Here is a 24,446-nt window from a genome sequence, read left to right as displayed (position 1 = left end):
TACATGAAGCAGCATTCCCTGACTCTTTATGAACTCAATGAGCTCGTTCGCGAGACGATAGAGGTCTCTATGCCCGATGAATATTGGGTGGAGGCCGAACTTTCGGATGTAAACGACAGGGGCCACTGCTATATGGAGCTTATCCAGAAGGATGAGTCCAGCAAGACCCCGATAGCCAAAGCCCGGGCCATCTGCTGGAAAACGAGATGGCAGTATGTGCGTTCTCACTTCGAGAGCGTAACCGGACAGCCCCTGCATGCCGGCTTGAAGGTCTTGCTGAAAGTGAAGGCCACCTTCCATGAGGCATTCGGGTTCTCGTATAATATATCGGATATTGACCCTACATTCACGCTTGGAGACATGGCGAGGAGGCGTCAGGAAATTATCCGGCAACTGCAGGAGGAAGGAGTGTTTGACTTGCAAAAGGAACTGGTAATACCCCTTTTTGCCCAGCGTATAGCCGTGATATCGAGCGAGACGGCGGCAGGCTATGGCGATTTCTGCAGCCAGTTGGACAACAATGAGTATGGCTTTGTGTTCCATCCTACGCTTTTCCCGGCCGTCATGCAGGGTGAGCAGGTGGAGCAGAGTGTGATTTCCGCCCTCAATGCTATCAATGAAAGAGTTGAGGACTATGATGTCGTGGTGATCATAAGGGGAGGGGGAGCCACGGCGGATATGTCGGGTTTCGACACGCTCAGCCTCGCCGAGAATGTAGCCAACTTCCCTTTGCCGATTATAACGGGTATCGGGCATGAGCGTGATGAGAGTGTCCTCGACATGATTTCGAATACCCGGGTGAAGACCCCGACCGCCGCGGCAGCCTTCCTTATCGACCATCTCGCAAGGGTCTATGCACGCATAACGGGGGCGCAGGATGTCTTGTTGGATCTCGTGAGTAGGCGGATGGAACATAAACGCATGCGGTTGTCTCATCTGGCAGAGAAAATCCCTGCCCTGTTCCGCCTTTTCAGGATGCGGCAGGAATCGCGCCTGGATATCCTCATGAGGAACTTCGTTTCAAAGGCTCAGGGCAAACTGGAAAGTCAGGGATGGCGGATTAGCGCACGGGAAGTGTCTGTCAGCACGCTTGTCGGACGCCTCTTGGAGAAAAGGAGGCAGCAAATCATACTCCTTGAGGAAAAGCTCCGCCTGATGGATCCCAGGCTGATGTTGAGAAGAGGATATTCCATCACCCTTTACAACGGGCGCCCCGTAAAGGATGTAAAATGCCTGAGTAGCGGCGATGAGATAGAGACCCGGGTGGCGAATGGCATGATAAAGTCAATAATAAAATAAATAGTATGGCGAAGGAAATCAAATATGAAGAGGCTGTCAGGCAGCTTGAGGAAATCGTGGGGCAGATGGAGAACGACGAGCTTGATATCGACGATCTCACGGAAAAACTCAAAGCGGCTCAGAAACTGATAAAGCTTTGTAAAGACAAACTTACAAAGACAGACGCGGAAATCAAGAAAGCGCTGGAAGGGAAGTGAGTTTTCTTGGGGGAATATTTGCTGAAGTGTGGAATTATTATTATTTTTGTGGCAGAGTATCACTTTTAAATCAGAAAGCAATGAAGGGTATCGATTGGGAAAGCTTGTCGTTCGGGTATATGAAGACGGACTATAATGTGCGCTGCTATTACCACGACGGAAAGTGGGGCGAGATAGAAATCTGTTCAGAAGACACATTCAACATTTCAATAGCGGCGTCTTGCCTGCATTACGGGCAGGAAGCTTTTGAGGGGCTGAAGGCCTATCGTTGCCCAGACGGGAAGGTTCGCGTCTTTCGCATGGACGAGAATGCGAAGCGCCTGCAGAGCACTTGCCGCTATATCGTAATGCCTGAACTTCCGACGGAAAGATTCGAGGAGATGGTGAAGAAGGTGGTTCGCCTCAATCAGGAATGGGTTCCCACCTATGAGAGTGGCTCTACTTTATACATCCGCCCTTTGCTGATAGGCATCACGCCGCAGGTTGGGGTTCATGCTGCCCGCGACTATATGTTCGTCATCTTCGTAACTCCCGTGGGTCCTTACTTCAAGGGCGGCTTCCAGGCTAACCCTTACGCCATCGTCCATAACTATGACCGTTCCGCCCCGTTGGGTACCGGTAGCTATAAGGTGGGCGGCAATTACGCGGCCTCCCTGTATGCGCACAACCTGGCGGCGGCAAAGGGATATGCGTCAGAATTTTATCTTGACGCGAAAGAAAAAAAATATATGGATGAATGCGGGGCGGCAAACTTCTTTGGTATCAAGAACAACACATATATTACGCCGAAGTCTTCTTCCATCCTTCCAAGTATTACCAACAAGAGTCTGATGCAGGTTGCCGAGGACTTGGGCATGAAAGTGGAGCGGCGGCAGATACCTTATGATGAGCTGGAGACATTTGAGGAGGCGGGCGCCTGTGGCACGGCGGCCGTCATCTCGCCGATATCTTACATCGACGACCTTGATACCGGCGCCCATATTGAATATGGAAAGGAGCCGGGACCATGGTCCAAGAAGCTGTATGATACCCTTCGTGGAATCCAATATGGAATCATTGAGGACAAGCATGGATGGACAACCGTAGTGGTTGAATGATGTTTTATGAGTAAAGGAAAGTTGGCCAAGTTTGCTGATATGGAGACATTCGGGAATGTCTTCCAGGCTCCCTTTTCTGTAGTCAGCCAGATTCCGTTCGCAATGAAAGGGCATTGGGGCGAGCAATATTTCAAGAATGCAAACCCCATTATATTGGAATTGGGATGTGGGAAGGGAGAATATACGGTAGGTTTGGCCAAGCTTTTTCCCGACCTAAACTTTATAGGAGTCGACATCAAGGGTGCCCGTATGTGGACGGGTGCCAAGATGGCATTGGAGGAAAACCTGCAGAATGTGGCCTTCCTGCGTACCAATATCGAGGTGATAGACCGCTTCTTCGCGGAGGACGAGGTGCAGGAAATATGGCTTACATTCTCCGATCCGCAGATGAAAAACGTGCGTAAACGCCTAACGAGCACCTTCTTTCTGAACCGTTACCGCAACTTTCTCGTCGACGGAGGTATCGTCCATCTGAAGACCGACTCGAATTTCCTCTTTACTTACACAGCCCATGTAGTGGACGGAAATCACTTGCCGCTACTCTTCCGAACAGAAGATCTTTATCATACGGAGGGAATCGACGGGGAGACAAGTAAAATCCTTGGCATCCGGACCTATTATGAGTCGATGTGGATAGAAAGGGGACTGAATATCAAATACCAGAAATTCCGTCTGCCGAGACAAGGCGACCTCATGGAGCCGGATGTGGAGATCCCCGTGGACGACTACCGCAGCTATCGTCGCGACAAGCGTTCCGGCCTGGAGACGGCAAAGTGAGAGCCTCGGCCCCCGTGCCTAATGCAAGGCAGGAGCTATCGGGAACATATAGAATATCCGGTAAGGATTATAATCAATCATGACCTGATCGACGACCACATCATCCCCTACGGCCTGAATATCGATGCTGTGGCTGTTGCGCGTAAGGTGTACTTTCAGGTTTCTCACCGCTTGCCCACGCTCGGTATCGGCAATTCCTTGAGCAGATTTCGGGTCTGTCGTGCCGGTAAAATCATAGATATTTCCATCCACATTGACATAGAACCTCCGGTCGCCAGATGTAGGAATGACCGCAATCCGGATGACTGCGTCGGCTTCCCACTCAGAATAGAACGAGAAAGAGAGGCTTTCACCTTGTGGAATGGCAATGGTTTTCATGCTGTGTCCTAACATCTGGATGGCCTTTGAGCCTTGAGAGGCCTTTCGATAGTCCGCCGCGTTCTTGACGAGGGCATTGTCGGTGTCGAGACTGAAGTGGATGGGGTCGGGCCTTCCATGTTCTTCTATCTCCTTTTTGGTTATCTTTCCGGGAAACCGCGGCTCACCGAGAATCAGTGGATTATCATTGATGTCGAGTGTGCCTTTCCATTTTCCCCGGGCCAAATTGTCATTATAATAAGAGGTGAGCTGCAGGATTTCTCCATGGGCTTTCCAGCTGCGCACGGCCGACTGCAGTGCTTCCGAGTCGTGCAGGAATGACTCCGGTCGCCCGATATGTCGTGCCTCCAAGGCCTGTAGTTGCTTGGTTGCCATGGCCCATGCCGCATATACGGGATATTTTATAGTCGCGAAGTATGCGTCCTGCAGGTATTCCGGGATGAGTTTTTCTACCGGCGTGAGCGCGGAGGCTACATCCTTGTAGTTGTCGATGTAGCGTTCAAGCTCGTTGCCGAAGGCATCGGCGGCAAATTCCACATTCATCTGTTCCGGCTTGCGGATGCCCACCAAGTGGTAATATTCGGTCATCACGGGTAGTAATCGAGCGGCTGCATGCTCCCCGAACATGGCCGCAAGCCACTCGCCATAGTGCGACTGGATATTCGATTCGCTGACGCGGTTGATGTTCCAAGCCATGTCCATGAAGAGCGAAAGCTGATAGGCATCCACCTTCGGGTTGTTAAGGCTCATGATCCATTCATGGGTTGCGCCATGTCGATAGGCCTGCCACATCTCGCGATAGACGAGTCCGGGTTGTGTGCTCGGGAGCCAGCGTTCTGGCAATCGCAGCACTTTTGTGCCGTCTTTTGCCGTTGCGGGCTGATGCAGGAGGGTGTTTCCGCGCAGGCGGAGAAGCAGTTCCGTCAGGCTTTTCCGGTCGAACTTGCCGTTGTCGACATAGAATCCGCGTTTCTCGACCGAAGGCCATTGCACGGTGTAAAAGTCGCTTTTCAGGGCAAGATAGTGCTTCTGTGCAGGTCGGGCGTCGTTCCACCCTATCCAGGGAGAGACTCCCGCGAGGCGCGAGAGTTCCAGTATGCCGTAAGCCGTGCCATAAGTATTGCTGCCAACGACCATGATATTCTTCCCTTGGCATCCGATATAGAAAGCGTCTTTCTTGGCGATGATGCGCTCGATGGGAATTTTCCGCTTCTGTAATTGGATGAAATCCTTATCTTTCAGCTTATCGAGTTCGAAAATCTCAATGGTTCCTCCGTCCTGGGATTCTGCCCGCTTGCCAGTAAGCTGGTGCATGTCGTCGCAGAATAAGTCAAGAGCCATGTCTATGACCGGCGACTTCTTGCCGTAAAACTGGTAGGAGACACCTTGGCGGCCATTGAACCATACCACCTCTTTTGCCATCGAGGAGAGGGCAAGGAGGCTGGCGAAAAGCGCGAAGAGAATTCTTGGTTTCATGATCGCAAAGTTACGCTAAAAAACCGAGATGTCCAAATATTTTGTCGGATGGGCTTGCTCATCCTACTTATTTTGTGTATTTTTGTAAGACAAAAGAAAATATAAAAACAATTATGACATTATATCCAAAACTTATTACGGACGCCCTGGCTACCGTTGTCTATCCGGGTACGAAGAAAAACTTGATAGAAAGCGAGATGCTGGCAGATACCCCGAGCATCAACGGAATGAAGGTGCGCATCGTGCTTTTGTTTCCCCGGGACACCGACCCGTTTCTCAAGTCGACCTTGAAAGCTGCTGAGGCGGCCATCCACTACCATGTGAGCAAGGAGGTGGAGGTGGAAATTCAGACCGAGTTCAAGTCTGCCCCGCGTCCCGAAGTGGAGAAACTGCTGCCGGAAGTGAGGAACATCATCGCCGTGAGTTCCGGCAAGGGCGGGGTAGGGAAGTCTACCGTGGCGGCTAATCTGGCCATTTCCCTGGCTCGGTTAGGCTACAAGGTGGGACTGCTTGACACCGATATCTTCGGCCCGTCGATGCCTAAGATGTTCGGCGTGGAGGATGTCTGCCCCTATGGGGTGCACAAGGACGGGCGCGATTTGATAGAGCCCGTCGAGAAATACGGTGTAAAGATGCTCTCCATCGGTTTCTTCGTCAGTCCCGACACGGCAACTCTCTGGCGAGGCGGGATGGCCACTTCGGCGCTGAAACAGCTCATTGCCGATGCTGACTGGGGAGCGTTGGACTATTTTATCCTTGACACCCCTCCCGGCACCTCCGACATCCATCTGACCCTCTTGCAGACTCTGAGCATCACGGGAGCGGTCATTGTGTCTACTCCGCAGCGCGTTGCCCTGGCCGACGCACGCAAAGGAATCGACATGTATCGCAATGAAAAGGTGAATGTGCCTATTCTGGGTCTTGTGGAAAATATGGCATGGTTTACTCCGGCGGAGCTTCCCGAGAACCGTTATTACATCTTCGGGAAAGAGGGATGCAAGAGTCTGGCGGAGGAAATGGGCGTGCCATTGCTGGCGCAGATTCCCATCGTGCAGAGCATTTGTGAGAACGGCGACGAGGGCACGCCCTCGGCCCTCGACTATGAGACCGCCATGGGGCAGGCTTTCCTCAATCTTGCGCAGGCCGTGGTTACGGTAACCAACAAGCGCAATCGCGAGAAGCCGAGGACACCGATACTGCATGTGAAGAGCGATTAGGCCGTAGCGGGTTTTTGCGGAGGTTATAGATAGCTTGACAATCTCGCCGATTTCGTCCGACGAAATCGGCGAATTTGATTGACGAAATCGGCGAATTTGTAATTCTGTCAGCGGCAAGAAGGAAAGGAGATGCGGCCTATGGGTGTTCCGTGTTGTCGTCTGTCGGTCCTGCGGCCATGGATGCCGCCTGTCTTGCCTTGCGCTCCCGGACCTCTTGAGCCTTGCGTTTCAGTATCTCCAGACGGTTGTAAGCGTGTCGTCGTGTGCGCAGAATCTGGTATCGATAGACCAGACAGGTCAGGAAAAAGTAGACCAGCACCTGAATCCAGAGTGCCTGATATTCCACTTGGATATCGGCCAGTGAGGCCCTCATCTCGTTGATGCGCATGAACCCGCGCACTCCGAAAGTGGAGGGGAAGAGCCATGCAATGCCCTGCCAGAAGCCCGGGATGTTAGCCTGCGGCCAGCTGATGCCGGTCATGAAGAGGAAGGGCAGCGAGGTGAATACGACCAGGAGCATCACATTCTCACGGTATCTTACCAGACACGACAGGGCCATTCCGAAGAAGATGCACGCCAACAGATAGGGCAGCATCAACCCTATAAGAGTCTTGGCGGAGACCATCGAGGTGAACGAGAAGAAGTGGGGCACGCATAGGGTGATGTAAGCTGCCATGACACAGTAGATCATGAAATAGCACATCGACTTGCCCAGTACGATCCGGAAGATGCCGTTATAGTGGCGCGAGATAGGCACGAGATCCTGATAGCGGTTGTTCTCGCGTGCCGTGCCGGCAGAGAGCCCGATGCCGAGGAGCAGTGTCTGCTGCAGGATGAGGACCAGTACGCCAGGCAGGACGGCGTTTCCATAGCCTCCGGTGGCATTGAAAATGGGTACTTCGTCAAAGTCCAGGGGCCTTGCGGTAATCTCATCGTCGCGATTGGTAAAGCCGTTCGACCGTGATATCTGTATCTGCGAATTGATGTCTTGGGAGACGGCTTGGGCCGTCTGGTAGATGGCCTTGTAGGTAAGCATCAGGCTCATGTTGCAGTAAACGCCCACATGTGCCTGTTCTCCACGGTTCAGCCGCTTCTCGAAATCACTTGGGAAGTAGAGCACCCCGTGGACGGCTTGCTTGCCCACGAGCGCTTTCGCCTCGTCAAGGCTGTTGCAGTAGTAGGCCACCTTGGTGTCGCTGGCTCCGTCGAACATGCGGATAAACTGGCGGCTTACGTGCGAATGGTCGAGGTCTACGACGGCAACGCTGACATCCCTGACCACCTCGTTGTTGTAAATCCATGAGTAAAGCAGCGGATAGAGCAGTGGCACGAGCACGCAGAAGATGAGCACTCCCTCGTCGGTAATGGTAGAGCGCATTTCCTTTGCCCATATATGGCACATGTCCTTGAGGCCCTCCGCGATGCGATATCGTAGTCTGTCTTCTCTCATAGGCTAAGGAATATAGACATATTTCTCCATGGCGGTCTTGATATGGTTGACGGTGAGCATCGGGAGCGCTATGAAAATAATCATCGCGCCGATATTCCAGAAGCTGTCGGCGAGGGAATAGCCATTGAATATACTTGTCTGATAGATCATGTAATAGTGGCGCAGGGGAAACAGTTGGGCCAATGCCTCTATCATCGGGCTCATCGAAAAGAGCGGATAGGTGGCGCCACTCGTGGAGAAGCTGAGCACCGCCCACAGCGAGCATATACTCATCGACATGCGCAGGGAGGGCATCAGGCCGAAGGCAAATATGCCGAATGCCTGGGCCGATAGCACCGCTAATAACCCCGCCAAGAGTATGGGAACGATGCCTCCGGGGTGCGGAAACTGGAGGATATAGAAGATGTAGAACTCATAGCAGTAGAATATTGTCAGGAAGATCAGGAACTGCGGGAGCATCTTTCCGGCAATGGCCACATGGATGTTGCCCCCTGCCATGCGGATAAGTTCCCGTGAAGTCTTGAACTTCAGTTCAGTGCCAATGGAGTAAGGCGTGATGAGGAAGATGAATATCATCAGCACGCCGGGCAGCATGGAAGTGCTCAGATAGACATTATAGTTTCCCCACGGATTGCCTATCATGTGCAGGTCGACGGCTATAGGTTGAAGGATGGTGGTGATTTCCTTACTTGTCTTGCCCAGGGCAGACAGCTTGGCAGAGCCCACGGCGGCGGAACCCAGCGTGGCAACGGTTTTCAGGTCGCGGAACAAAGTGGAGCCCGCGACGAGCGTGACGCTACTGTAATAGAATGAAATCTTTGGCTGCCGGGATGACAGCAGATCGCTGGTCGTGCCTTTCGGAATATACAGGAAGGCATATATCTGATTCCTCTGAATGGCCTGTCGGGCTTCGTTCACATTGGGATAGCGGGCCACTACACGCGAAGTCTGGAAGCCGTCGAGCGTGCGGATCATGCTCCGAGTGGTGGCGGTGTTGTCCTGATCGACGACGCCGATCGGCATCTCAATGGGCTGCCCCTCGTTCATCAGCGAGGTAAAGAAGAGGATGCAGAGAATCGGAAATATAACCATGCAGAACACATAGATGGGATTCTTCCTTAGAATTCCACATTCCCTTACTGCTATATGGTATATCTGCTTCAGCATCTCGCCTTTCTTGATAACGCAAGATCATTCTTTGATGATCAGACTCATGCCCGGTCTGAGACCCTCGAACTTGTCGATCGGTCGGGCTTTTACCTCAAATGTCTTCAAGTCATACTGTCCTGTGGTCTTCGTGGCCTTCCAGGTGGCATAGGAACCCTCGTCCTTGATATAGAAGACTTTCATCTTCAGCTCTTTGTTGAAGGCAGGGGAGAAGGCGGTGAAGGTGTCGCCTACCTTGAGCCCTTTCAGCTTGTCCTCCCGGACATTGAAGGTTCCCCACAGGTCGCTCATTACGGATATGCTCATGATGGGTGATCCTATACCCACGAGTTCGCCGACTTTGGGGTAGACATTGGCCACCTCACCTTCTACCTGCGATACCTGCACAGTTTCCCGCAGCAGAGAGTTTACCACCTCCACGGCACTCTTTGCTGCCTGTGCGTTCTTTGCGGCGATTTGCTTTTCCTGCTCGCGGGCACCGTTTCTGGCAAGGTCATACTGGCTCTTGGCGGCCTTTACCTGGGCTTCCGTTGCCTTGTAGGCGGCAAAAGCCTCGTCGCGCTTCTGCCCGCTGATAACTCCCTCGTCATACAGATTCTGCATGCGGGTGTAGGTTTTCATGGCAATTTCGCTGGCAGCCTGCGCCTGTTGGTAGAGTTGGTAGGCGCCCTGAATCTGCTCTTTGCGGGCTCCGGCATCGGTAAGATCTTGTATGGCCTTGGCGGCTTCGCCGGTTGCTTGCGCCACATTCTTTTGTGCGTCTACCTCCGGAACCCGCAGGATGGCAAGCGTGTCGCCGATACGGACATAGTCGCCCTCCTTTACCCGAAGCTCGACGACTCGTCCCGGGAGCTTGGATGATACGCGATACTCTGAAACTTCAACCTCGCCTTGTACGATGTCTTCTTGTCTCCCGAGCGTGAAGAAGCCGATAAGGGCAACGATAACCACCACCGCAATGAATCCCAAAACGGCTAACAAGATGTTGTTGTGTTGTTGTTTTGCTGACATATCTTGATTCTTTTTTCTTTCTTATTCCAAAACACCGAGTGCCTTCTGCAGGTTTACCTGTGCCAGTTTCACCTCTATTTCGGCGTCAATTTTCTGATTCTGGGCCTTCTGCCAGGCTGTCTGAGCCGCCATGACATCGGCTATCTGCATCACTCCTTCCCTGAATCCGAGGTTTGCGCAACGCAGGTTTTCCTCCGCGCTCTTCATGTTTTCCTGTGTCATGACCTGTCGTTTCTGCGCTTCCTTGAGCTTAAAGCGGCTTTGGGTAACTTGCAAGTTTATCTTTTCCTGCACATCGCCGAGCTCCATCATGGCTATGCTCGTGGCAGCTTTAGTGGCTCTGACCTTGTAGACTCCTTCAAACCAGTTCCACAGGGGGACCTGAACCAGGACACCCACATTCCACACTCCGGAGAACTTACGCTCAAAACCGTTGAACACATTGGGGTTCGAGATGATGTAGCCGCCCGTGAGCGCGATGTGAGGAAGATACATTGCGCGCACAAGCCGGGTATTCTCCTTGCTCATGTCAACGGCATTTTGCAGCATTCTTACTTCCGGCCGGCTGCTATAGGTGGAGTCGGACGGGTAGCTTTCCGCGGCAGTTATCGCGGAGAGGTCGTTCTTGTTCTCGTCGAGAAGGGTGATGGGCTCATCGGCGGGAAGGCCGCACAGCTGGCAGAGCAGCATCTTGGCAAGTACCAGCCCGTCCTCTATCTGGGTAACGGCCATATCCGCTTCATTCACCGTTACATCCACCCGGAGGCCGTCGGCCTTGGTAGCCACGCCTTCCTTGATCATCTTGTGGACATCGTCGCTTAGTTTCTTGACGAGGTCCTTGAAGCTCAGTGCCAGCTTTTGCTTCTGTCTCAACGAGACTACCAGCCAATAGGTCTGGTCTATATTATAGAGCGTGCTCTGGGATTTGAGGCTCAAGTCGTTCTGTGCCAGCTGCTCTCCCAGGTCAGCCATGCGGTTGGCGGCGGTGATGGCTCCTCCCATGAAGATGGGCTGCCGCAGCATGACGGCTCCCGACCAGATGTTTCTCGTGTCGGTCCTGAAGGCGTCGGCAATGCTTTGTCCTAACCGGTCGCCGGCCTGAGCGAGCGGAGTACCGATGTTGCTGCCGGCCTGTTGTAGCAGGGTGCCCAGCTGTTGGGCTGCCTGCGGGGTAATGACGCCCTGTTGCGCGAGCCCTGTCAGTATGTTGCCAATGTCTGTGCTGAGCGTGGAGGAGACCCCGGTTACGATGCTGGAGCCCAGTCCACTCAATGTCGCTTTCTGCCTGTTGTTAAGCAGGGAAATCTCCTTGCTGAAGTATTCGTAGCCCCCCAAAGCGTCAACCTTTGGCAGATATTTGGTGCGTGCGGCCTTGCGGATATTCATGGCCACATCTTGTTTCAGCCTCGATACATTCAGTTGCTTGTTGTTGCGCAATGCCAAGGCCCGGCAACTGTCGAGGCTCAGCACTCGTTGCGCTTGCAGACTGAATGCCATGAGGCAAAAGCTTATCGCTAAAAATATCTTTTTCATCAGTCTATTTTAAAGTAACACTTTTCGAACCAATCATGTTGCCGTCGGCAAAGATGCTGACGCCATAGGTGCCGCTGACCAGTGCCTGGATCACATCCCAGTACATGGAGACGGGCGTCTCCTGGCCTCCGTATTCCACGCTTTTCTTCATGGAGGCTTGCAGACTGCGGTTCTCATAATTGAAGGAGCCCGCGTTTCCGAGCACGCCGCCAGCCGGGGAGGAGATGCGCACATAGATGTTCTTCATGCCGCTCTGGGCCGTAACATTCTTTGCCAGCGAGAAGTTTACTTGCAGGACCTTTGCCTTTGCCACCCTGTCGGTGGTTCTTCCGTGCTTGTCCTTGGCCTGGATGTTGATGCCGATGGCATCGAGTTGGGCGGCGATGGCCACTTTCTCGGAGAGCGAGGCCTTGTCGGTGCTGAGGCTTTCTATCTGCCGTGTGGCCTCTTCATACTGTCCTTTTACACGCGTATTCTCTGCCGCGAGGTTCTGATTCAGCCGATTCAGCGAGTCTATCTCCATGACATAGCTCCGCAGGACGGCTCTCACGGTGGCCAGTTCTTTTTTCAGGCGGGTGATTTCCCGTGCGTCGGAGCTCTTCGTCTCCTTAAGTTCCCGGAGGAGTCTCTGGGTCTTTTCCTGCTCCGCGGTGAGCTGTGCGACGATGGAGTCGTTGTTTATCTGGGTTTTCATCTCGCTGTATTGCTGTGCGAACTGCTGGTATTGGTTTTCCATTTCCTGCTTGTCAAGCTCGGCAAGTTCCTGCATAGCCTTATTCTCCTGCTTCTGTCGGTCGAGGCTCATGTAGAGATACACCAGGCCGCCGACCAGTAACAGGAGTAGGAGAATCAGTGGAAGTAAGATCTTAGTCTTCATAATCGTAATAAATGCATAAACCGCTTGCAAAGTTATGTTTTTTCTGCCTAATTGCCAAAGAAAACCTTTCTTTCAATTCTTTAATATATTAAAAAATGGTATTTTTGTGGAAAATTAGAACAAAAAAAGGTATATTTGTCCCCGATAGACATAAAATGGTGTATTATTATGATTTGGACGATTATCGTGGGGATTCTTGCCGGTTTCATTGCCAGCCGGCTTTTCAAGCACAAAGGGTCGGGGTGCGTTGTCGACTTGTTGCTCGGCCTCGTAGGCGGTTGGCTTGGCGGCCATGTCCTGGACTGGCTTGGGATTACATGGGCTGGAACTCTCGGCGAGATCGGAACCGCTGTCGTGGGGGCCGTGCTTCTGCTGTGGATTGTCTCGCTGTTCGCCAAGAAGTAGGAGGGCCGTCCTTGCCTTGCTGGCGGGGTGGGGCAGTCTGCCGGCAAGGAGACTTCTGCCATGGGGAGCACCCGGAAAGGGTTTCTCCCGGGTTTGTTTGGTTTTGCATGAAGCATAGCTATGGGATGCCGGACGGTCTTGCGTTTCGGGGCATGGTGTTTGTAGGTTCCTATATGCAACTAAATTCTTACTTGTTTTAACGCTTATCCTCAAAAATCAGGCTGTTTTTTGTCGGCGGCTCTCTCTTTGCTTGAAAATGGGGCTGATTTTTCCTGTTTCCGGATTTTCTTGATAATCAATGAGTTGCAACGATTTATAAGGTTTCGTGCATGAATTTGTAAGGGAAATCTTGATAAAAAGCGGCTAAAAGGCAAGTAAAAGGTGGCCTTTTGCACGGTCAGCAACGGCTTTTTGCGAGGCAGATAACGGCTGACAGTAAGGAAAAAGGAGGCAAAAAGGCCTCGGAATTGTTTAAAAACGACCTTTTTTCCTTGAAAAGCGCGGTCTCGGCGAGCAAGTTTTCTTCTGGATTGCGATTTCCGTTTGTAAAGGAAAAAGAATTTTTCGCCTTCTTCTTTAACTTAAAATGGTTAATTTATAACTGGCTTAAAATGCAAACCTTGCCAGTCTATTCTTCACGAACCGACAGCGGCAAGGTCTGCGAGAGAATTTATGAATTTTTATCGTTCCATTTATTTGAGGTATTTCACAGCCAGTTCGAAGAGTCCTTTGCGATAGTTGTCATAGCAGTATTTCTTGAGCTCGTTGATGCCCTCAGCCACGAATTTTTTCTCGTCTGGGTTCAGATACTTGCCCCCGCTCTTGCATAGGAGCATGATCTTGTTTGCCATCGAGGTGCGGTAGAGATCGCCGCCCTGCTCCTGTTTCGCGGTCTTATAAAGTTCCCGGAGGCTTCCGAAGCGCGAGAGAAACTCCTTGGCAGACCCCACGCTGTCCGACCTTGAGAAGGAGAAGGCGTTCCAATCTATGTTCTTGAGTTCTTTCAGTTGCTCCAGATCATTGCCGTTCCAGATACTGAAGCCTTTAGACTTCTGCGGGTCTTTCCCGTAGATGATCCACAGGGAGCCGGAGATGTTGCCGCCCTTCTCGTCATACCACACCAGCGCGTATACCGTGCGGAACTCCTTGTTGCTGCCGTCTCTGAAGTAGGCCGCCTTGTAGTTGTGGTCTTGAAGGGTGCCGAAACTCACGCCCTGACGGTTGTCTTTGCCGTAGGCAATTGAAATAGAGGCGTTGGAGTCTTTGTTGGCACCCTTGCTGAAGCTGCCGTAAGCCCCTTTGGCATCCAACTCGAAGGCTCGTAGGATTTCCTTGAGCTGACCGCTCTTTGGTTTGGGAATACTGAAGTAGGTAATGTTGTAGCTGTAGTCTTCCCCTTTCTCCGTCGACCTGCTGTTGATGTACTCGTCCATGGCGTTGCCGTTGAGGAAGTCGGCCGTGGCTTTCTTCAGGTGTGTTTGGGCGGTTGCCGTGAGCGGTAGGGCCAGGGTGATGGCCGCCGCGATAAATAGTTTCTTCGTCTTCATGATTATATGGGTTTTATTCGTAAATGGTTTCCGTCTCTTCCTCCTCTATCATCTGGGCCGTGAGGTATTCCTGCTGCAGGATGTAGAGGTCGATGGTCTTGTCGGCCGTGGCCAGTTTTCTTTCGAGTTCCCGCAGTTTCTGCTCCACCAGTCGGTCGGCCTTTTCTTGTGTCGATGTTGCCGCGCCCTGTGCCATGTAGCTCTTGGGTGGCCGTGGGTTTCCGCGGGTTATTTGTTTTTTCCTGGGATGCCGAGTTTCCCCAGGTCGTGATTTCCTGCTTGCCGTATCGGCTTTCAAGGTTGTGGCGGAATCTGCGGACCGTGCGAGGACGGGCTGTCCTGGAGTCTGGATGAGGGCTTTGCTGTTGTCTCGTGGCCACAGGACGAAGAGCAGGAGGAGGACGGCGGCTGCCAAGAGAATGGATATGAGGGCCGCCTTATTCTTTCTCCGGCGCGCTTCGGGCTTATCTTTCCCATCCATTTTCCCAAGAAAGGCAAACATTTCCTGATAGGGCTTCCACTGCTCTCTGACTTCTGTCCCGGCAAAATAGTCGGCAAGCTGTGATTCTTCTTTGGGTGTTGTTTCGCCCTGCATGTATTTTTCGAGCAAGCGCTCTATGTTCTTATCTGTTTTCATACCTGTCTTTTCGTTTTATTTCTTCAAAGAGTTGTTTTCTTGCTTTGCTGAGTAGTGTCGCCACGGAGCCTTTCCCGATGCCCAGGAGGGCGGCTATCTCGGCGTTGGTTTTTTGTTCTGTCTGCCTGAGCCGGAGTATCTCATACTCCTTGGGGGGAAGTTCCTGCATCCTTGCGTCCAGCCATTGCCCGGTCTCGAGACCCACCAACCGGTCGTGGGGTGTGGCATAGGCCTCGTCGGCAATCGACAGGCTTTCGAGTATGCCGAGCCTTCTATGGCTTCTGAAGTGGTCGATGCAGAGGTGCCGGGCTATGTGCCCCGCGAGCCGTTGGCAGTCTTCTGCCGTGGAGAATTCGGCGCGGTGCAGCCATAGTTTGAGCAGCGTGTCTTGTGCGATGTCCTCTCCTGATTCCTCGGGAATCTGGTAGTTTCTGCTCATCTGCAGGGCCTTCTTCCGCAGACTGTCCGCGATTTGTTCGAATTCTCTTTGTTCCATTCTGCTAATATAACGGGAAACGGCGGGATTAATCAATGATTTTAACTCTTCTTAAGATTCAAAAAGGGGCAGCTTAAAAAATGTGCGCATAAGTTATATGCGCACAAAACTCGTTTTAATGGCGATTCAGAGTGGGGAGGTCTCTTGCCCATCGGTCTGGATTCTTGCTCCTTCGCGATTTCCGGAAGCCGTTATCGCTTGCCATGGAAAGCGCAATAGCAAAGATATGTCGTGCAAAGAAGGATCACGCAGACGCCTCCCGTTACTCCCCATAAGTCCATGAAGAACCCTATGACGGGAGGAATTACGCCTCCGCCCGCAATGGCTGTTATCATGAGACCGGAAATCTGGTCGGCCTTTTGGGGACTATCTTCCAATGCCATGGCATATATGATGGGGAAAACAGGGGCTCCGAAGAGTCCCAGTGCTCCGATCAATGCCATGTCCACATAGTCAACTTTGATAAAGATAAGGCCCAGCACACTCACCAATGCTAATAGGATGGTTATCTTGAAATACTTTAATTCGCTCACTTTCGCAAGGAAGATGCTGCCGGCAAACGCGCCGATCGTCCTGAGCAGGAAGTATATCTGGGGAGCCAGCTTCGTCTGCTCCGGTCCCCAATTGAACCTTTCTGCCATGAGCTTTGAGCTTATGAAGTTGGTGGCGACATCATAGCCGACGATGAAGAAGATGCCTAAGAATAACAGCAGGATGGTTTTGCCTTTCAGAATCGCCCAGATTTCTTTCACGGAAGCCCTCTTTTCCGTATCCCGCTCCCTCTCGATGTGGACAGACATCAGTCATATCGCGGAGATCAGGGTGATTGTGCCCAGTATGGGAAAGCAATAATACCAGTATTCTTCGCCGAAATAGTGCAGGGCGAGCAATACGATCTCCGGACCGGCGAGTGAGGACAGTGCCTTCACCACTTGTCCTGCCGTCAGCCCGCTTGCCAGGTATTTCGGGTTCGTAAGTACATTTTTCAATAGCGGATTCAATGATATTTGCAGTATGGTGTTGCCCATACCAAGCAAGGCGAAGGCCACGAGGCAGATGGCGCCATTATAGCTGACAAGGGGCAAAAACATACCGATGACGGTAATACCAAAGCTTAAGAGGACGGTGTTCTTCCTTCCCCATTGGCTCATCTTGTTGCCTATCGGGATGCCGAGAAACAAGAACCATATGAATACCATAGAAGGAACGAATCCTGTCATGGTATCCGACCAGTTGAATGTCTTCTGCACATAGTCCGATGATATCCCCACGATATCGCAGAAACCCATGACAAAGAATCCCAATAAAATCGGCAGCAGCTGGAAGTGCGTAGATTTGCTTTTCATGTTCAGTATGTTTGTTTCTCTTTCTTATTGTGGACAAGGTGGGGTAGAGGAAGTTCCCCAGCTTTTTTGAGGCTCTGTTCCCATGACGAAGTGGAGTCTGCCTCCTTTCAGAAGTTCTTCACGATACATCCAGCAGTCGTTTAGAGGCTTGCCGTTCCATATGGCCGATTGCACATAATAGGGATTATTTCCCTGTTTATCGGTCGTAATGATGAGTTTCCTGCCCTTTGCCGTCATCTTGTTTAGCTTGATAACAACCTTGCGGAAGGCAGGACTTCCGAACTGGAAGGTTGGCTGGATAGGTGTACCACCCTGTACATCAAACAGGCCAAGGGTATTCAATACATACCAAGCACCCATTTGTCCCTGGTCTTCATCTTGTCCATACCCGTATCCGTGCTCGTCCGTATGTCCATAAAATTCATCGCATATCATGTGAGTCCACTTCTGTGTAAGGTATGGAGTGCCAGAGAAGTTGAACAGCCAGGCTATATGCAGGCAGGGTTGGTTGCCTTGGTTATAGACGGCCTGGAGGCCAGAGAAAGCGTCGGAGACCTTGCCGCCTCCGAAAATATTCTTCTGTGATTCCGTGAAGATATTGTCCAAAAGCGTGTTGAACTTGTCTTTTCCCACTTTGCTTATGAGCAGTAGTGGATTCTGGGGGACATAGAAGGTGTATTGTGTCGCATTGCCTTCCTGAAAGCCTCTCCATGGCTGCAAGGGATCAAAGTTGTCAAGAAATCTCCCGTCGACGCCTCTTGGATGGATTAACTTCAGGTCTTCATCGAAAAGCCGGGTCCATCCATTGGAAAGAGAGATGAACTTCTCGTAGTCGGCAGTCCTGCCCAAGGCCTTTGCCCATTGAGCCATGACATATGCGCTGAAACTGTATTCCAGAGTATGAGACGCGGAGAAGCAAGATCCCTTGTCGTCTGTACCGAAGTCGGTGGCATGGTTGTATGGAACAAAGCCGTTCCTTACGAAGAGCCCCACATCCTTCTTGCCCGCGCCTTCAGGCCGCTTTTTGTCGCACAGCTCATTTTTCAGGGCAGCCTCATAAGCCAGTTCTATATCATAGTTTCGTATTCCGCAGTTGTAGGCTCCGGCAAAGATGATGGGCATCATGTTGGTTCCCACGCCTGAGACATATTTGCTGGCGGCAATGCCGTCGCCAAGCCAGCCCGCGTCCTTGTATACAAGCAGCTGACTATTGATGAAATCGTTGTAATACTCGGGATAGGCGATGGCCCAAAGTGTGGTGAGGTTCCAGTAGGCTCCCCACATGGCATCTGTGTTGTAGTGGTTAAACTTTGGCTTCTTGTTCTTGTCCAGCGGGATGTAGCCAAAGGCCTGTGTAGAATTTGGTCTTGTTGACCTCTGATTCATCTGTTACCTCGATTCTGCTCAGAAATTCATTCCATGTCTTGGTGGCGTTTCCGCGGGCCTTGTCAAAAGATAGTTTTGAGGCTTCGGCCTGTAGATTGTTGCGGGCATTCTCGATAGAAGTGTAAGAGAGCCCTATCTTTACCTCTATCTGCTCATTTTCTTCTATAGCGAAGTTGGCGCTCATCATGGCGCCTTTGCCGTGGATCTGACTGCCCATGCGGGGTGTTTCTCCTTCCTGGAAGACGGAGACAGAATTGGGAACCTTGCTCAATACCGCGTAGAAATACATTGGAACGGTGGCTTCCTGCTGGTATTTCTTTACATATTCAGGCTTTGTTATCACATATCCTTCTATGACATTACCATTGATATTGCCGATGTAGGCATCCTTTACCTCGCCGCTTTCTCCCTGTCGGTTCCCTATATTGAACAGGATGTGGGCATCTTGGGCTGCGGGAAAAGTGTATCTCTGGAATCCCACTCGATTGGTTGCGGTAAGTTCCACCTTTGTTCGATAGTCTTTCAATACGACCGTATAGTAGCCGGCTGTAGCAAATTCCGTGCTCTTTTCGAAGTTGGAGCGGAAGCCTTCCTCTGGGTTTTCCACTTTCCCGGGTATGGTTTTTATCTCTCCGACGACAGGTATCAGCGAAACGCCACCTATCTGAAATTCATGGAAACACGGGAATCCGTCGATCGAGCGATGGTTGTCTTGATAGCCTACGGCTTCCCATCCCTGCTTGTTACCATAGGTCCCGTTGGTTGAAGCCCCCAGTTTTGCCATGCCAAAAGGCATAGAGGCTGGAGTATAGAAAAACCATCGACTATGAGTAACGCCAAGGTTTGGGTTTACATATTTCGTGAAGTCTTGGGCAGAAGCCAGTTGAATTCCCGTCAGAAGGATAATAAAACGGGCATATCTAATCGTTTTCATTGCTGTTTCATATTAGTGATGGCAGGGCCGGAAGCATTTCCGTGTTCTATTACAAACGGTGTGTAATTTGATTACACACTGCGTGTAACCCGATTACAAGCTGCTGGTAACAGAATTGGCAACAGCAGCTAATTTAGGAAAAGGCTTCCACCGCACTAGCATGTAGAATCATTTGTTATCTTTCGTTCTTGTAAATAGAGATCAGGCCCAACGACTCCAATGCCGCGTCTCCGTTGGCACATGTGGGCTTATTGGAGTTGCCGTTTCCCTGGAAGTTCTTCTCATCTTCGTTCCACCATAGTCCGCCGTCGTTAATAGGATTAACTTGTTTTGCGGTCTAGAACATAAATTTAGTTTCATAAATTCGTTGTTTGAGATTTTTTTTATAGGTTTTATACTCTCACATGCGCTTCGATGAGTTTGCAGGTTTTGCCTTCTGACTTCCCAAAAGGGCGGACGGTGTATGTCCCGACGCATGCCGGCACGATGAAGGTTTCGACATAGTGTACCACGAAAGGCTCAAAGGCTCCGCATGGACTTTCAATGACGACCTCCTCTCCTTTGGCAAGGTTGAGCACATGCACGCTTCCGGCATTGTGCAGAGATATCTTCTCGTCGAAGGTGTAGCGTGTTGTTTCGATAAATTCATTGGGGTGAAGCCCTGTGCGCTCCTTCTTGCAGTGCGGGGTTTCGGCGAGGAGCTCAATGTGGTTTGCCAAGTGTTCTCGTACATATCTCGTGTCGCGCTCCCATTTGATGACCTGCCTACCTCTTTCTATATTAATTGGGCGAGGCTTCCCATCAAGCCCTAATCGCTGCCAATCGTAGAGCTTGAAGGTAAATATGTTCGGTGTCGCGCTGATTTCCAGCACCATACAGTTGCGTCCGGAGCAGTGGATGGTGCCGTTGGGGATGAGGAAGTGGTCATGCTTTTTGGCTGGTATCTTGTTGACATATTGCTCAACAGGGAATTCCGTTCCGTTCTTCTGGGCGTCGTGCATCTCGTCAATCATTTCCGTTGGGTTGATTCCCTCCTTCAATCCAAGATAGATCACGGCGTCTTCATCGGCATCCAGCAGGTAATAGCTTTCGTCCTGGGTATAGTGGATGCCGAAATTTGTCTGAATAAATTGTGTCGTGGGATGTACCTGCAGGCTCAGGTTTCCCCCGTCCATGGTGTCCAGGAAGTCGAATCGGATGGGAAAGCTTCTGCCGAATCGGCTCTCGACGGCCTCGCCGAGCAGAGGCATGGTTTCAAATAATACAAGGTCTTGTGCGGGAAGTTCGAATCGTACACCCTCCACATCGAGCAGAAGGCTGTTCTCTTCTGGTACGCAGTCGAAGCACCATCCGTAGTTGTCCTCGGAGCGGTCTAAGTCGCAAACCTTTTTCATCCATTGCCCGCCCCAGGGTGCAGGGTCAAAGAACGGAACCACCCGGAAGGGCTTTCTCGCAGTCTTCTGAATACCCTCCTCGAAGGTTTGGTTGCTGATCATTTTGGGGTTTCCCGCCTGGTTGCTGTCAATCCAGTACTCGATGCGGTGGGCCGTGCCTAATTCGTGCTTGTAGCGGTCGCAGATGTTCCAGTCGTTGAAGTATCCGCGTTTATACTGAAGCGAAGGAGTCTCCTCGTGGTTGTCGTATCCCAAGGCCTTTACCTCGTGCCGGCGGAATCTTTGCTGGATTTCCCATCGTGCCATGTCGGCATAGACGACGGGGGCATCTTTAGCTGCGAGTTTTGCCGCGCCCGTACCTAATATTATTATAGGCTCATCCTTGGATTCTGTTAAGAACTCGTCAACCTTGTCCTGACAGAAGTATTCGTCTAACGAAACATTGGAAATAAAGCCGAACAGCACATCGTCGGTCATAAACCGTTGCGTGAGTTCCTCGATTTCCTGTTGAGGCTTCATGAGGTTCCGGGTCGACACGATCCTGCGTCCCGTTCTCTCGAAGGCAGAGATGAACTCTTCTTCCATGGCTCCTGCATAAAGCTCAATAGCCCATTGCTGCCGATTTCCATATCGGCTTTCAAGTTCTGCTATAATGCTGTCCCAGCCTTGATAAATGGAACCATTCACGGGAGTGGCAGGATATTTGTCATAATTAGGTTTTCTCATTACGGCCTTTATTTGTTTGAACATATTTGGTTTTGTGCAAATATAATGATTAAAATCTTAATAAGCAATAAAAAACAGGAAAAATTGATGTTATAACTTTGTTTTTCTGTCTTTTTTTATTTTCTTTGCTATTACAACTGCAGAAAACAGAGAAGATTCATGGAAGAAATATGCCCAAAAAGAGATTTGCCGTTGCATGTTCAGGCGGAGAACATACTGAGAAAACTAATCGAGGAACCCGAATATAAGAATGGCAAGGTGCTCCCTGACGAGGTTACCCTGTCCCAGCAGCTCGGTATTTCGCGTAACACCCTTCGCCAGGCCATCAATAAGCTTGTCTACGAGGGACTCCTCGTGCGGAAGCGCCGTGTGGGCACGAAAGTGGTTCGCAAGGGACTTGTCAGCCGTATGAAGAACTGGCTCAGTTTCTCTCAGGAGATGCGTCTGCTCGGCATCGAGGTCCGAAACTATGAGTTACACATAAGCTACAAGGAGCCTACCGGGGAGATTGCCGCCTTTTTCGGGATGGGGGAGGGCGTCCGGAAACCTTGCCTTGTCTTGGAACGGGTGAGGGGCAATACCAGTTATCCGTTCGTTTACTTTATTTCTTATTTTAATCCGAATATCCTTTTCAAGGACGACGAGGTTTTCCAGCGGCCCTTGTATGAAATTCTTGAGCACGACTATGGAATCACCGTGAATACGAGTAAAGAGGAGATAAAGGCAAGGCTGGCGGGTGCTGACATTGCCAAGAAATTGAACATCAGCTCCGAGGATGCGATCCTGGTTCGCAAGCGTCTCGTGCTGGATGTAAACGATGTTCCGATAGAGTATAACCTCGGCTATTACGAGTCTCACAGTTTTTCCTATACGGTCGAGTCCGTTCGTTAGCCTTTTTCCTGCCGTCCCCGGCCTGCCGATCCCGCCGATTTCGTCTGCCGATCCCGGCGAGTTTGTCGGTCAATCCCGCCGGTTTTGTCTGCCGATCCCGCCGGTTTCGTTCCTTTTTTCATTGCTTTCCCGCTCCCCCCTGTCCCCTTTTATATATAATAATGTATGCTTTCCCTCCTTTTTTCCCTTTCCTTTTGTTTTGTCAACATTTCCGAAAACTTTTCCTTATTCCTGAAATTATCTCCCCCAAAGTTTGGCCGGTTGTTTTTTTTGTGTTACCTTTGCACTCGCTTTCGCCCATTTTGCGGGTCGTTAGCTTGATATTTTTCGTTCTTTGGCATTCTTACATAGAGAGACAGGTAGTACAGGAAGTCCAGGCATTCTCCTTCCCGGCGCTCGTTGCCCGGTTTGGTTTTTGCCTGTCATTTTTCAGGAAGAGTCCGTTTTTCCCTTTTCCTTGATTGGTATTGGGAAGATTCCACGGATTCCGGATAGCCGTTCTGACCGGATCGGCGCGCGCCGTTTCCTTTTTTGGGAATTTGGCGCCGCCACATGATTTTTTACAATGGAGAGTTTGATCCTGGCTCAGGATGAACGCTAGCTACAGGCTTAACACATGCAAGTCGAGGGGCATCATGTCGGTTGCTTGCAACCGATGATGGCGACCGGCGAATGGGTGAGTAACGCGTATCCAACCTGCCCCCGGCCGGGGTATAACCCGTCGAAAGGCGGCCTAATCCCCCATGTAGTCCTCTGAGGTCCTCCGATGAGGATGAAAGGTATTTTTCCGGCCGGTCGATGGGGATGCGTCCGATTAGCTTGCTGGCGGGGTAACGGCCCACCAGGGCTTCGATCGGTAGGGGTTCTGAGAGGAAGGTCCCCCACACTGGTACTGAGACACGGACCAGACTCCTACGGGAGGCAGCAGTGAGGAATATTGGTCAATGGGCGGAAGCCTGAACCAGCCAAGTAGCGTGCAGGATGACGGCCCTATGGGTTGTAAACTGCTTTTGCGCGGGGATAAATTGGGGAACGTGTTCCCCTTTGCAGGTACCGCGCGAATAAGGACCGGCTAATTCCGTGCCAGCAGCCGCGGTAATACGGAAGGTCCTGGCGTTATCCGGATTTATTGGGTTTAAAGGGAGCGCAGGCCGCCCCTTAAGCGTGTTGTGAAACCCGGGCGCCCAACGCCCGGCCTGCAGCGCGAACTGGGGGGCTTGAGTGCGCGCAACGCCGGCGGAATTCGTCGTGTAGCGGTGAAATGCTTAGATATGACGAGGAACCCCGATTGCGAAGGCAGCCGGCGGGAGCGCAACTGACGCTTATGCTCGAAGGCGCGGGTATCGAACAGGATTAGATACCCTGGTAGTCCGCGCTGTAAACGATGGATGCCCGCCGTTGGCACTTGGTGCCTTCGGCCAAGCGAAAGCGTTAAGCATCCCACCTGGGGAGTACGCCGGCAACGGTGAAACTCAAAGGAATTGACGGGGGCCCGCACAAGCGGAGGAACATGTGGTTTAATTCGATGATACGCGAGGAACCTTACCCGGGCTTGAATTGCTGAGGACGGCGCCGGAGACGGCGCTTCCCTTCGGGGTCTCAGTGAAGGTGCTGCATGGTTGTCGTCAGCTCGTGCCGTGAGGTGTCGGCTCAAGTGCCATAACGAGCGCAACCCCTCTCCGTAGTTGCCATCGGGTCATGCCGGGCACTCTTCGGACACTGCCGCCGCAAGGTGTGAGGAAGGTGGGGATGACGTCAAATCAGCACGGCCCTTACGTCCGGGGCTACACACGTGTTACAATGGCCGGTACAGAGAGTCGTCCGGGCGCGAGCCCGGCCCAATCCCTAAATCCGGCCTCAGTTCGGACTGGGGTCTGCAACCCGACCCCACGAAGCTGGATTCGCTAGTAATCGCGCATCAGCCATGGCGCGGTGAATACGTTCCCGGGCCTTGTACACACCGCCCGTCAAGCCATGAAAGCCGGGGGCGCCTGAAGTCCGTGACCGCGAGGATCGGCCTAGGGCGAAACCGGTGATTGGGGCTAAGTCGTAACAAGGTAGCCGTACCGGAAGGTGCGGCTGGAACACCTCCTTTCTGGAGACGGCATTGGGTTTTTTCCGTGTGTCTTTCGGTTCTCTTCCCTCCTGTTTCCTGTTCTCTCTTTCCCATATTTTTTCGGGGATGGTCCTCCGCCGCGCCTTGCC

At 51.7% G+C, this 24,446-nt stretch carries 17 protein-coding genes, 1 rRNA gene and 2 pseudogenes; 8 read left to right on the top strand and 12 right to left on the bottom strand.

What is annotated here, in order from left to right:
* Nucleotides 1-3: 3 nt before the first annotated feature.
* From xseA to trmB, 4 genes are all read left to right on the top strand, one after another.
* The gene (xseA, locus tag C7120_RS11875; RefSeq protein WP_107621864.1) at nucleotides 4-1,299 is read left to right on the top strand and encodes an exodeoxyribonuclease VII large subunit; all 1,296 of its coding nucleotides are present in this window, start codon (nucleotides 4-6) and stop codon (nucleotides 1,297-1,299) included.
* Nucleotides 1,300-1,304: 5 nt separating this feature from the next.
* Complete coding sequence (xseB, locus tag C7120_RS11870; RefSeq protein WP_107621863.1) at nucleotides 1,305-1,496, top strand: exodeoxyribonuclease VII small subunit; 192 nt, start codon at nucleotides 1,305-1,307, stop codon at nucleotides 1,494-1,496.
* Nucleotides 1,497-1,576: 80 nt separating this feature from the next.
* On the top strand, nucleotides 1,577-2,593 hold the full coding sequence (locus C7120_RS11865; protein WP_107621862.1) for a branched-chain amino acid aminotransferase: 1,017 nt from the start codon (nucleotides 1,577-1,579) through the stop codon (nucleotides 2,591-2,593).
* 6 nt (nucleotides 2,594-2,599) lie between these two features.
* A complete protein-coding gene (gene trmB / locus C7120_RS11860; RefSeq protein WP_107621861.1) occupies nucleotides 2,600-3,370 on the top strand; it encodes a tRNA (guanosine(46)-N7)-methyltransferase TrmB in 771 nt (256 codons plus the stop codon).
* 18 nt (nucleotides 3,371-3,388) lie between these two features.
* On the opposite strand, the gene C7120_RS11855 is transcribed toward trmB, so the two are convergent.
* Nucleotides 3,389-5,224, bottom strand: a complete 1,836-nt coding sequence (locus tag C7120_RS11855; protein WP_107621860.1) for a glycosyl hydrolase 115 family protein — start codon at nucleotides 5,222-5,224, stop codon at nucleotides 3,389-3,391.
* 113 nt (nucleotides 5,225-5,337) lie between these two features.
* On the opposite strand from C7120_RS11855, the gene C7120_RS11850 reads away from it, so the two are divergent.
* Nucleotides 5,338-6,441 (top strand): Mrp/NBP35 family ATP-binding protein, encoded by a 1,104-nt coding sequence (locus C7120_RS11850; protein WP_107621859.1) that lies wholly within the window; start codon nucleotides 5,338-5,340, stop codon nucleotides 6,439-6,441.
* Between the two features lie 136 nt (nucleotides 6,442-6,577).
* Here the strand turns inward: C7120_RS11850 and C7120_RS11845 are convergent, their stop codons facing one another.
* Genes C7120_RS11845 through C7120_RS11825 form a run of 5 tightly spaced genes read right to left on the bottom strand, consistent with a single transcriptional unit; the run spans nucleotide 6,578 to nucleotide 12,479 of the window.
* Entirely contained in the window at nucleotides 6,578-7,891 is a 1,314-nt protein-coding gene (locus tag C7120_RS11845) for an ABC transporter permease (RefSeq protein WP_107621858.1), read from the bottom strand.
* 3 nt (nucleotides 7,892-7,894) lie between these two features.
* Nucleotides 7,895-9,058 carry an ABC transporter permease gene (locus C7120_RS11840; protein WP_107621857.1) on the bottom strand — a complete coding sequence of 388 codons (1,164 nt, stop codon included), beginning with the start codon at nucleotides 9,056-9,058 and terminating at the stop codon, nucleotides 7,895-7,897.
* A gap of 24 nt (nucleotides 9,059-9,082) precedes the next feature.
* On the bottom strand, nucleotides 9,083-10,069 hold the full coding sequence (locus C7120_RS11835) for an HlyD family secretion protein (RefSeq protein ID WP_107621856.1): 987 nt from the start codon (nucleotides 10,067-10,069) through the stop codon (nucleotides 9,083-9,085).
* Between the two features lie 21 nt (nucleotides 10,070-10,090).
* The gene (locus C7120_RS11830; RefSeq protein WP_107621855.1) at nucleotides 10,091-11,602 is read right to left on the bottom strand and encodes a TolC family protein; all 1,512 of its coding nucleotides are present in this window, start codon (nucleotides 11,600-11,602) and stop codon (nucleotides 10,091-10,093) included.
* Nucleotides 11,603-11,606: 4 nt separating this feature from the next.
* Nucleotides 11,607-12,479 carry a hypothetical protein gene (locus tag C7120_RS11825; RefSeq protein WP_107621854.1) on the bottom strand — a complete coding sequence of 291 codons (873 nt, stop codon included), beginning with the start codon at nucleotides 12,477-12,479 and terminating at the stop codon, nucleotides 11,607-11,609.
* A 162-nt stretch (nucleotides 12,480-12,641) separates the two neighbouring features.
* Between C7120_RS11825 and C7120_RS11820 the strand changes: the two genes are divergently transcribed.
* Nucleotides 12,642-12,884, top strand: coding sequence for a GlsB/YeaQ/YmgE family stress response membrane protein (locus C7120_RS11820; RefSeq protein ID WP_107621959.1), 243 nt, complete (start codon nucleotides 12,642-12,644; stop codon nucleotides 12,882-12,884).
* Between the two features lie 692 nt (nucleotides 12,885-13,576).
* On the opposite strand, the gene C7120_RS11815 is transcribed toward C7120_RS11820, so the two are convergent.
* From C7120_RS11815 to C7120_RS11790, 6 genes and pseudogenes are all read right to left on the bottom strand, one after another.
* Nucleotides 13,577-14,431 (bottom strand): hypothetical protein, encoded by an 855-nt coding sequence (locus C7120_RS11815; protein ID WP_107621853.1) that lies wholly within the window; start codon nucleotides 14,429-14,431, stop codon nucleotides 13,577-13,579.
* Nucleotides 14,432-14,444: 13 nt separating this feature from the next.
* Complete coding sequence (locus C7120_RS11810) at nucleotides 14,445-15,068, bottom strand: hypothetical protein (protein WP_107621852.1); 624 nt, start codon at nucleotides 15,066-15,068, stop codon at nucleotides 14,445-14,447.
* A complete protein-coding gene (locus C7120_RS11805) occupies nucleotides 15,055-15,564 on the bottom strand; it encodes an RNA polymerase sigma factor (RefSeq protein WP_107621851.1) in 510 nt (169 codons plus the stop codon). The genes C7120_RS11810 and C7120_RS11805 overlap by 14 nt, the downstream gene beginning before the upstream one ends.
* A 191-nt stretch (nucleotides 15,565-15,755) precedes the next feature.
* Nucleotides 15,756-16,910 (bottom strand): annotated as a pseudogene (locus C7120_RS11800) (sugar MFS transporter).
* A 24-nt stretch (nucleotides 16,911-16,934) separates the two neighbouring features.
* Nucleotides 16,935-19,230 (bottom strand): annotated as a pseudogene (locus C7120_RS11795) (GH92 family glycosyl hydrolase).
* A 392-nt stretch (nucleotides 19,231-19,622) separates the two neighbouring features.
* On the bottom strand, nucleotides 19,623-21,350 hold the full coding sequence (locus C7120_RS11790) for a class I mannose-6-phosphate isomerase (protein WP_107621958.1): 1,728 nt from the start codon (nucleotides 21,348-21,350) through the stop codon (nucleotides 19,623-19,625).
* A gap of 159 nt (nucleotides 21,351-21,509) precedes the next feature.
* Here C7120_RS11790 and C7120_RS11785 point away from each other — a divergent pair, with 159 nt between their 5' ends.
* Both C7120_RS11785 and C7120_RS11780 read left to right on the top strand, forming a co-directional pair.
* A complete protein-coding gene (locus tag C7120_RS11785) occupies nucleotides 21,510-22,241 on the top strand; it encodes a GntR family transcriptional regulator (RefSeq protein ID WP_107621850.1) in 732 nt (243 codons plus the stop codon).
* A gap of 562 nt (nucleotides 22,242-22,803) precedes the next feature.
* Nucleotides 22,804-24,336, top strand: a 16S ribosomal RNA gene (locus C7120_RS11780).
* The last annotated feature ends 110 nt before the right edge of the window (nucleotides 24,337-24,446 follow it).

This window comes from Prevotella sp. oral taxon 376, assembly GCF_003043945.1.
Lineage (GTDB): Bacteria > Bacteroidota > Bacteroidia > Bacteroidales > Bacteroidaceae > Prevotella.
Note: the sequence above shows the minus strand (reverse complement) of the source record. Positions and strands in the feature narration are given on the sequence as shown.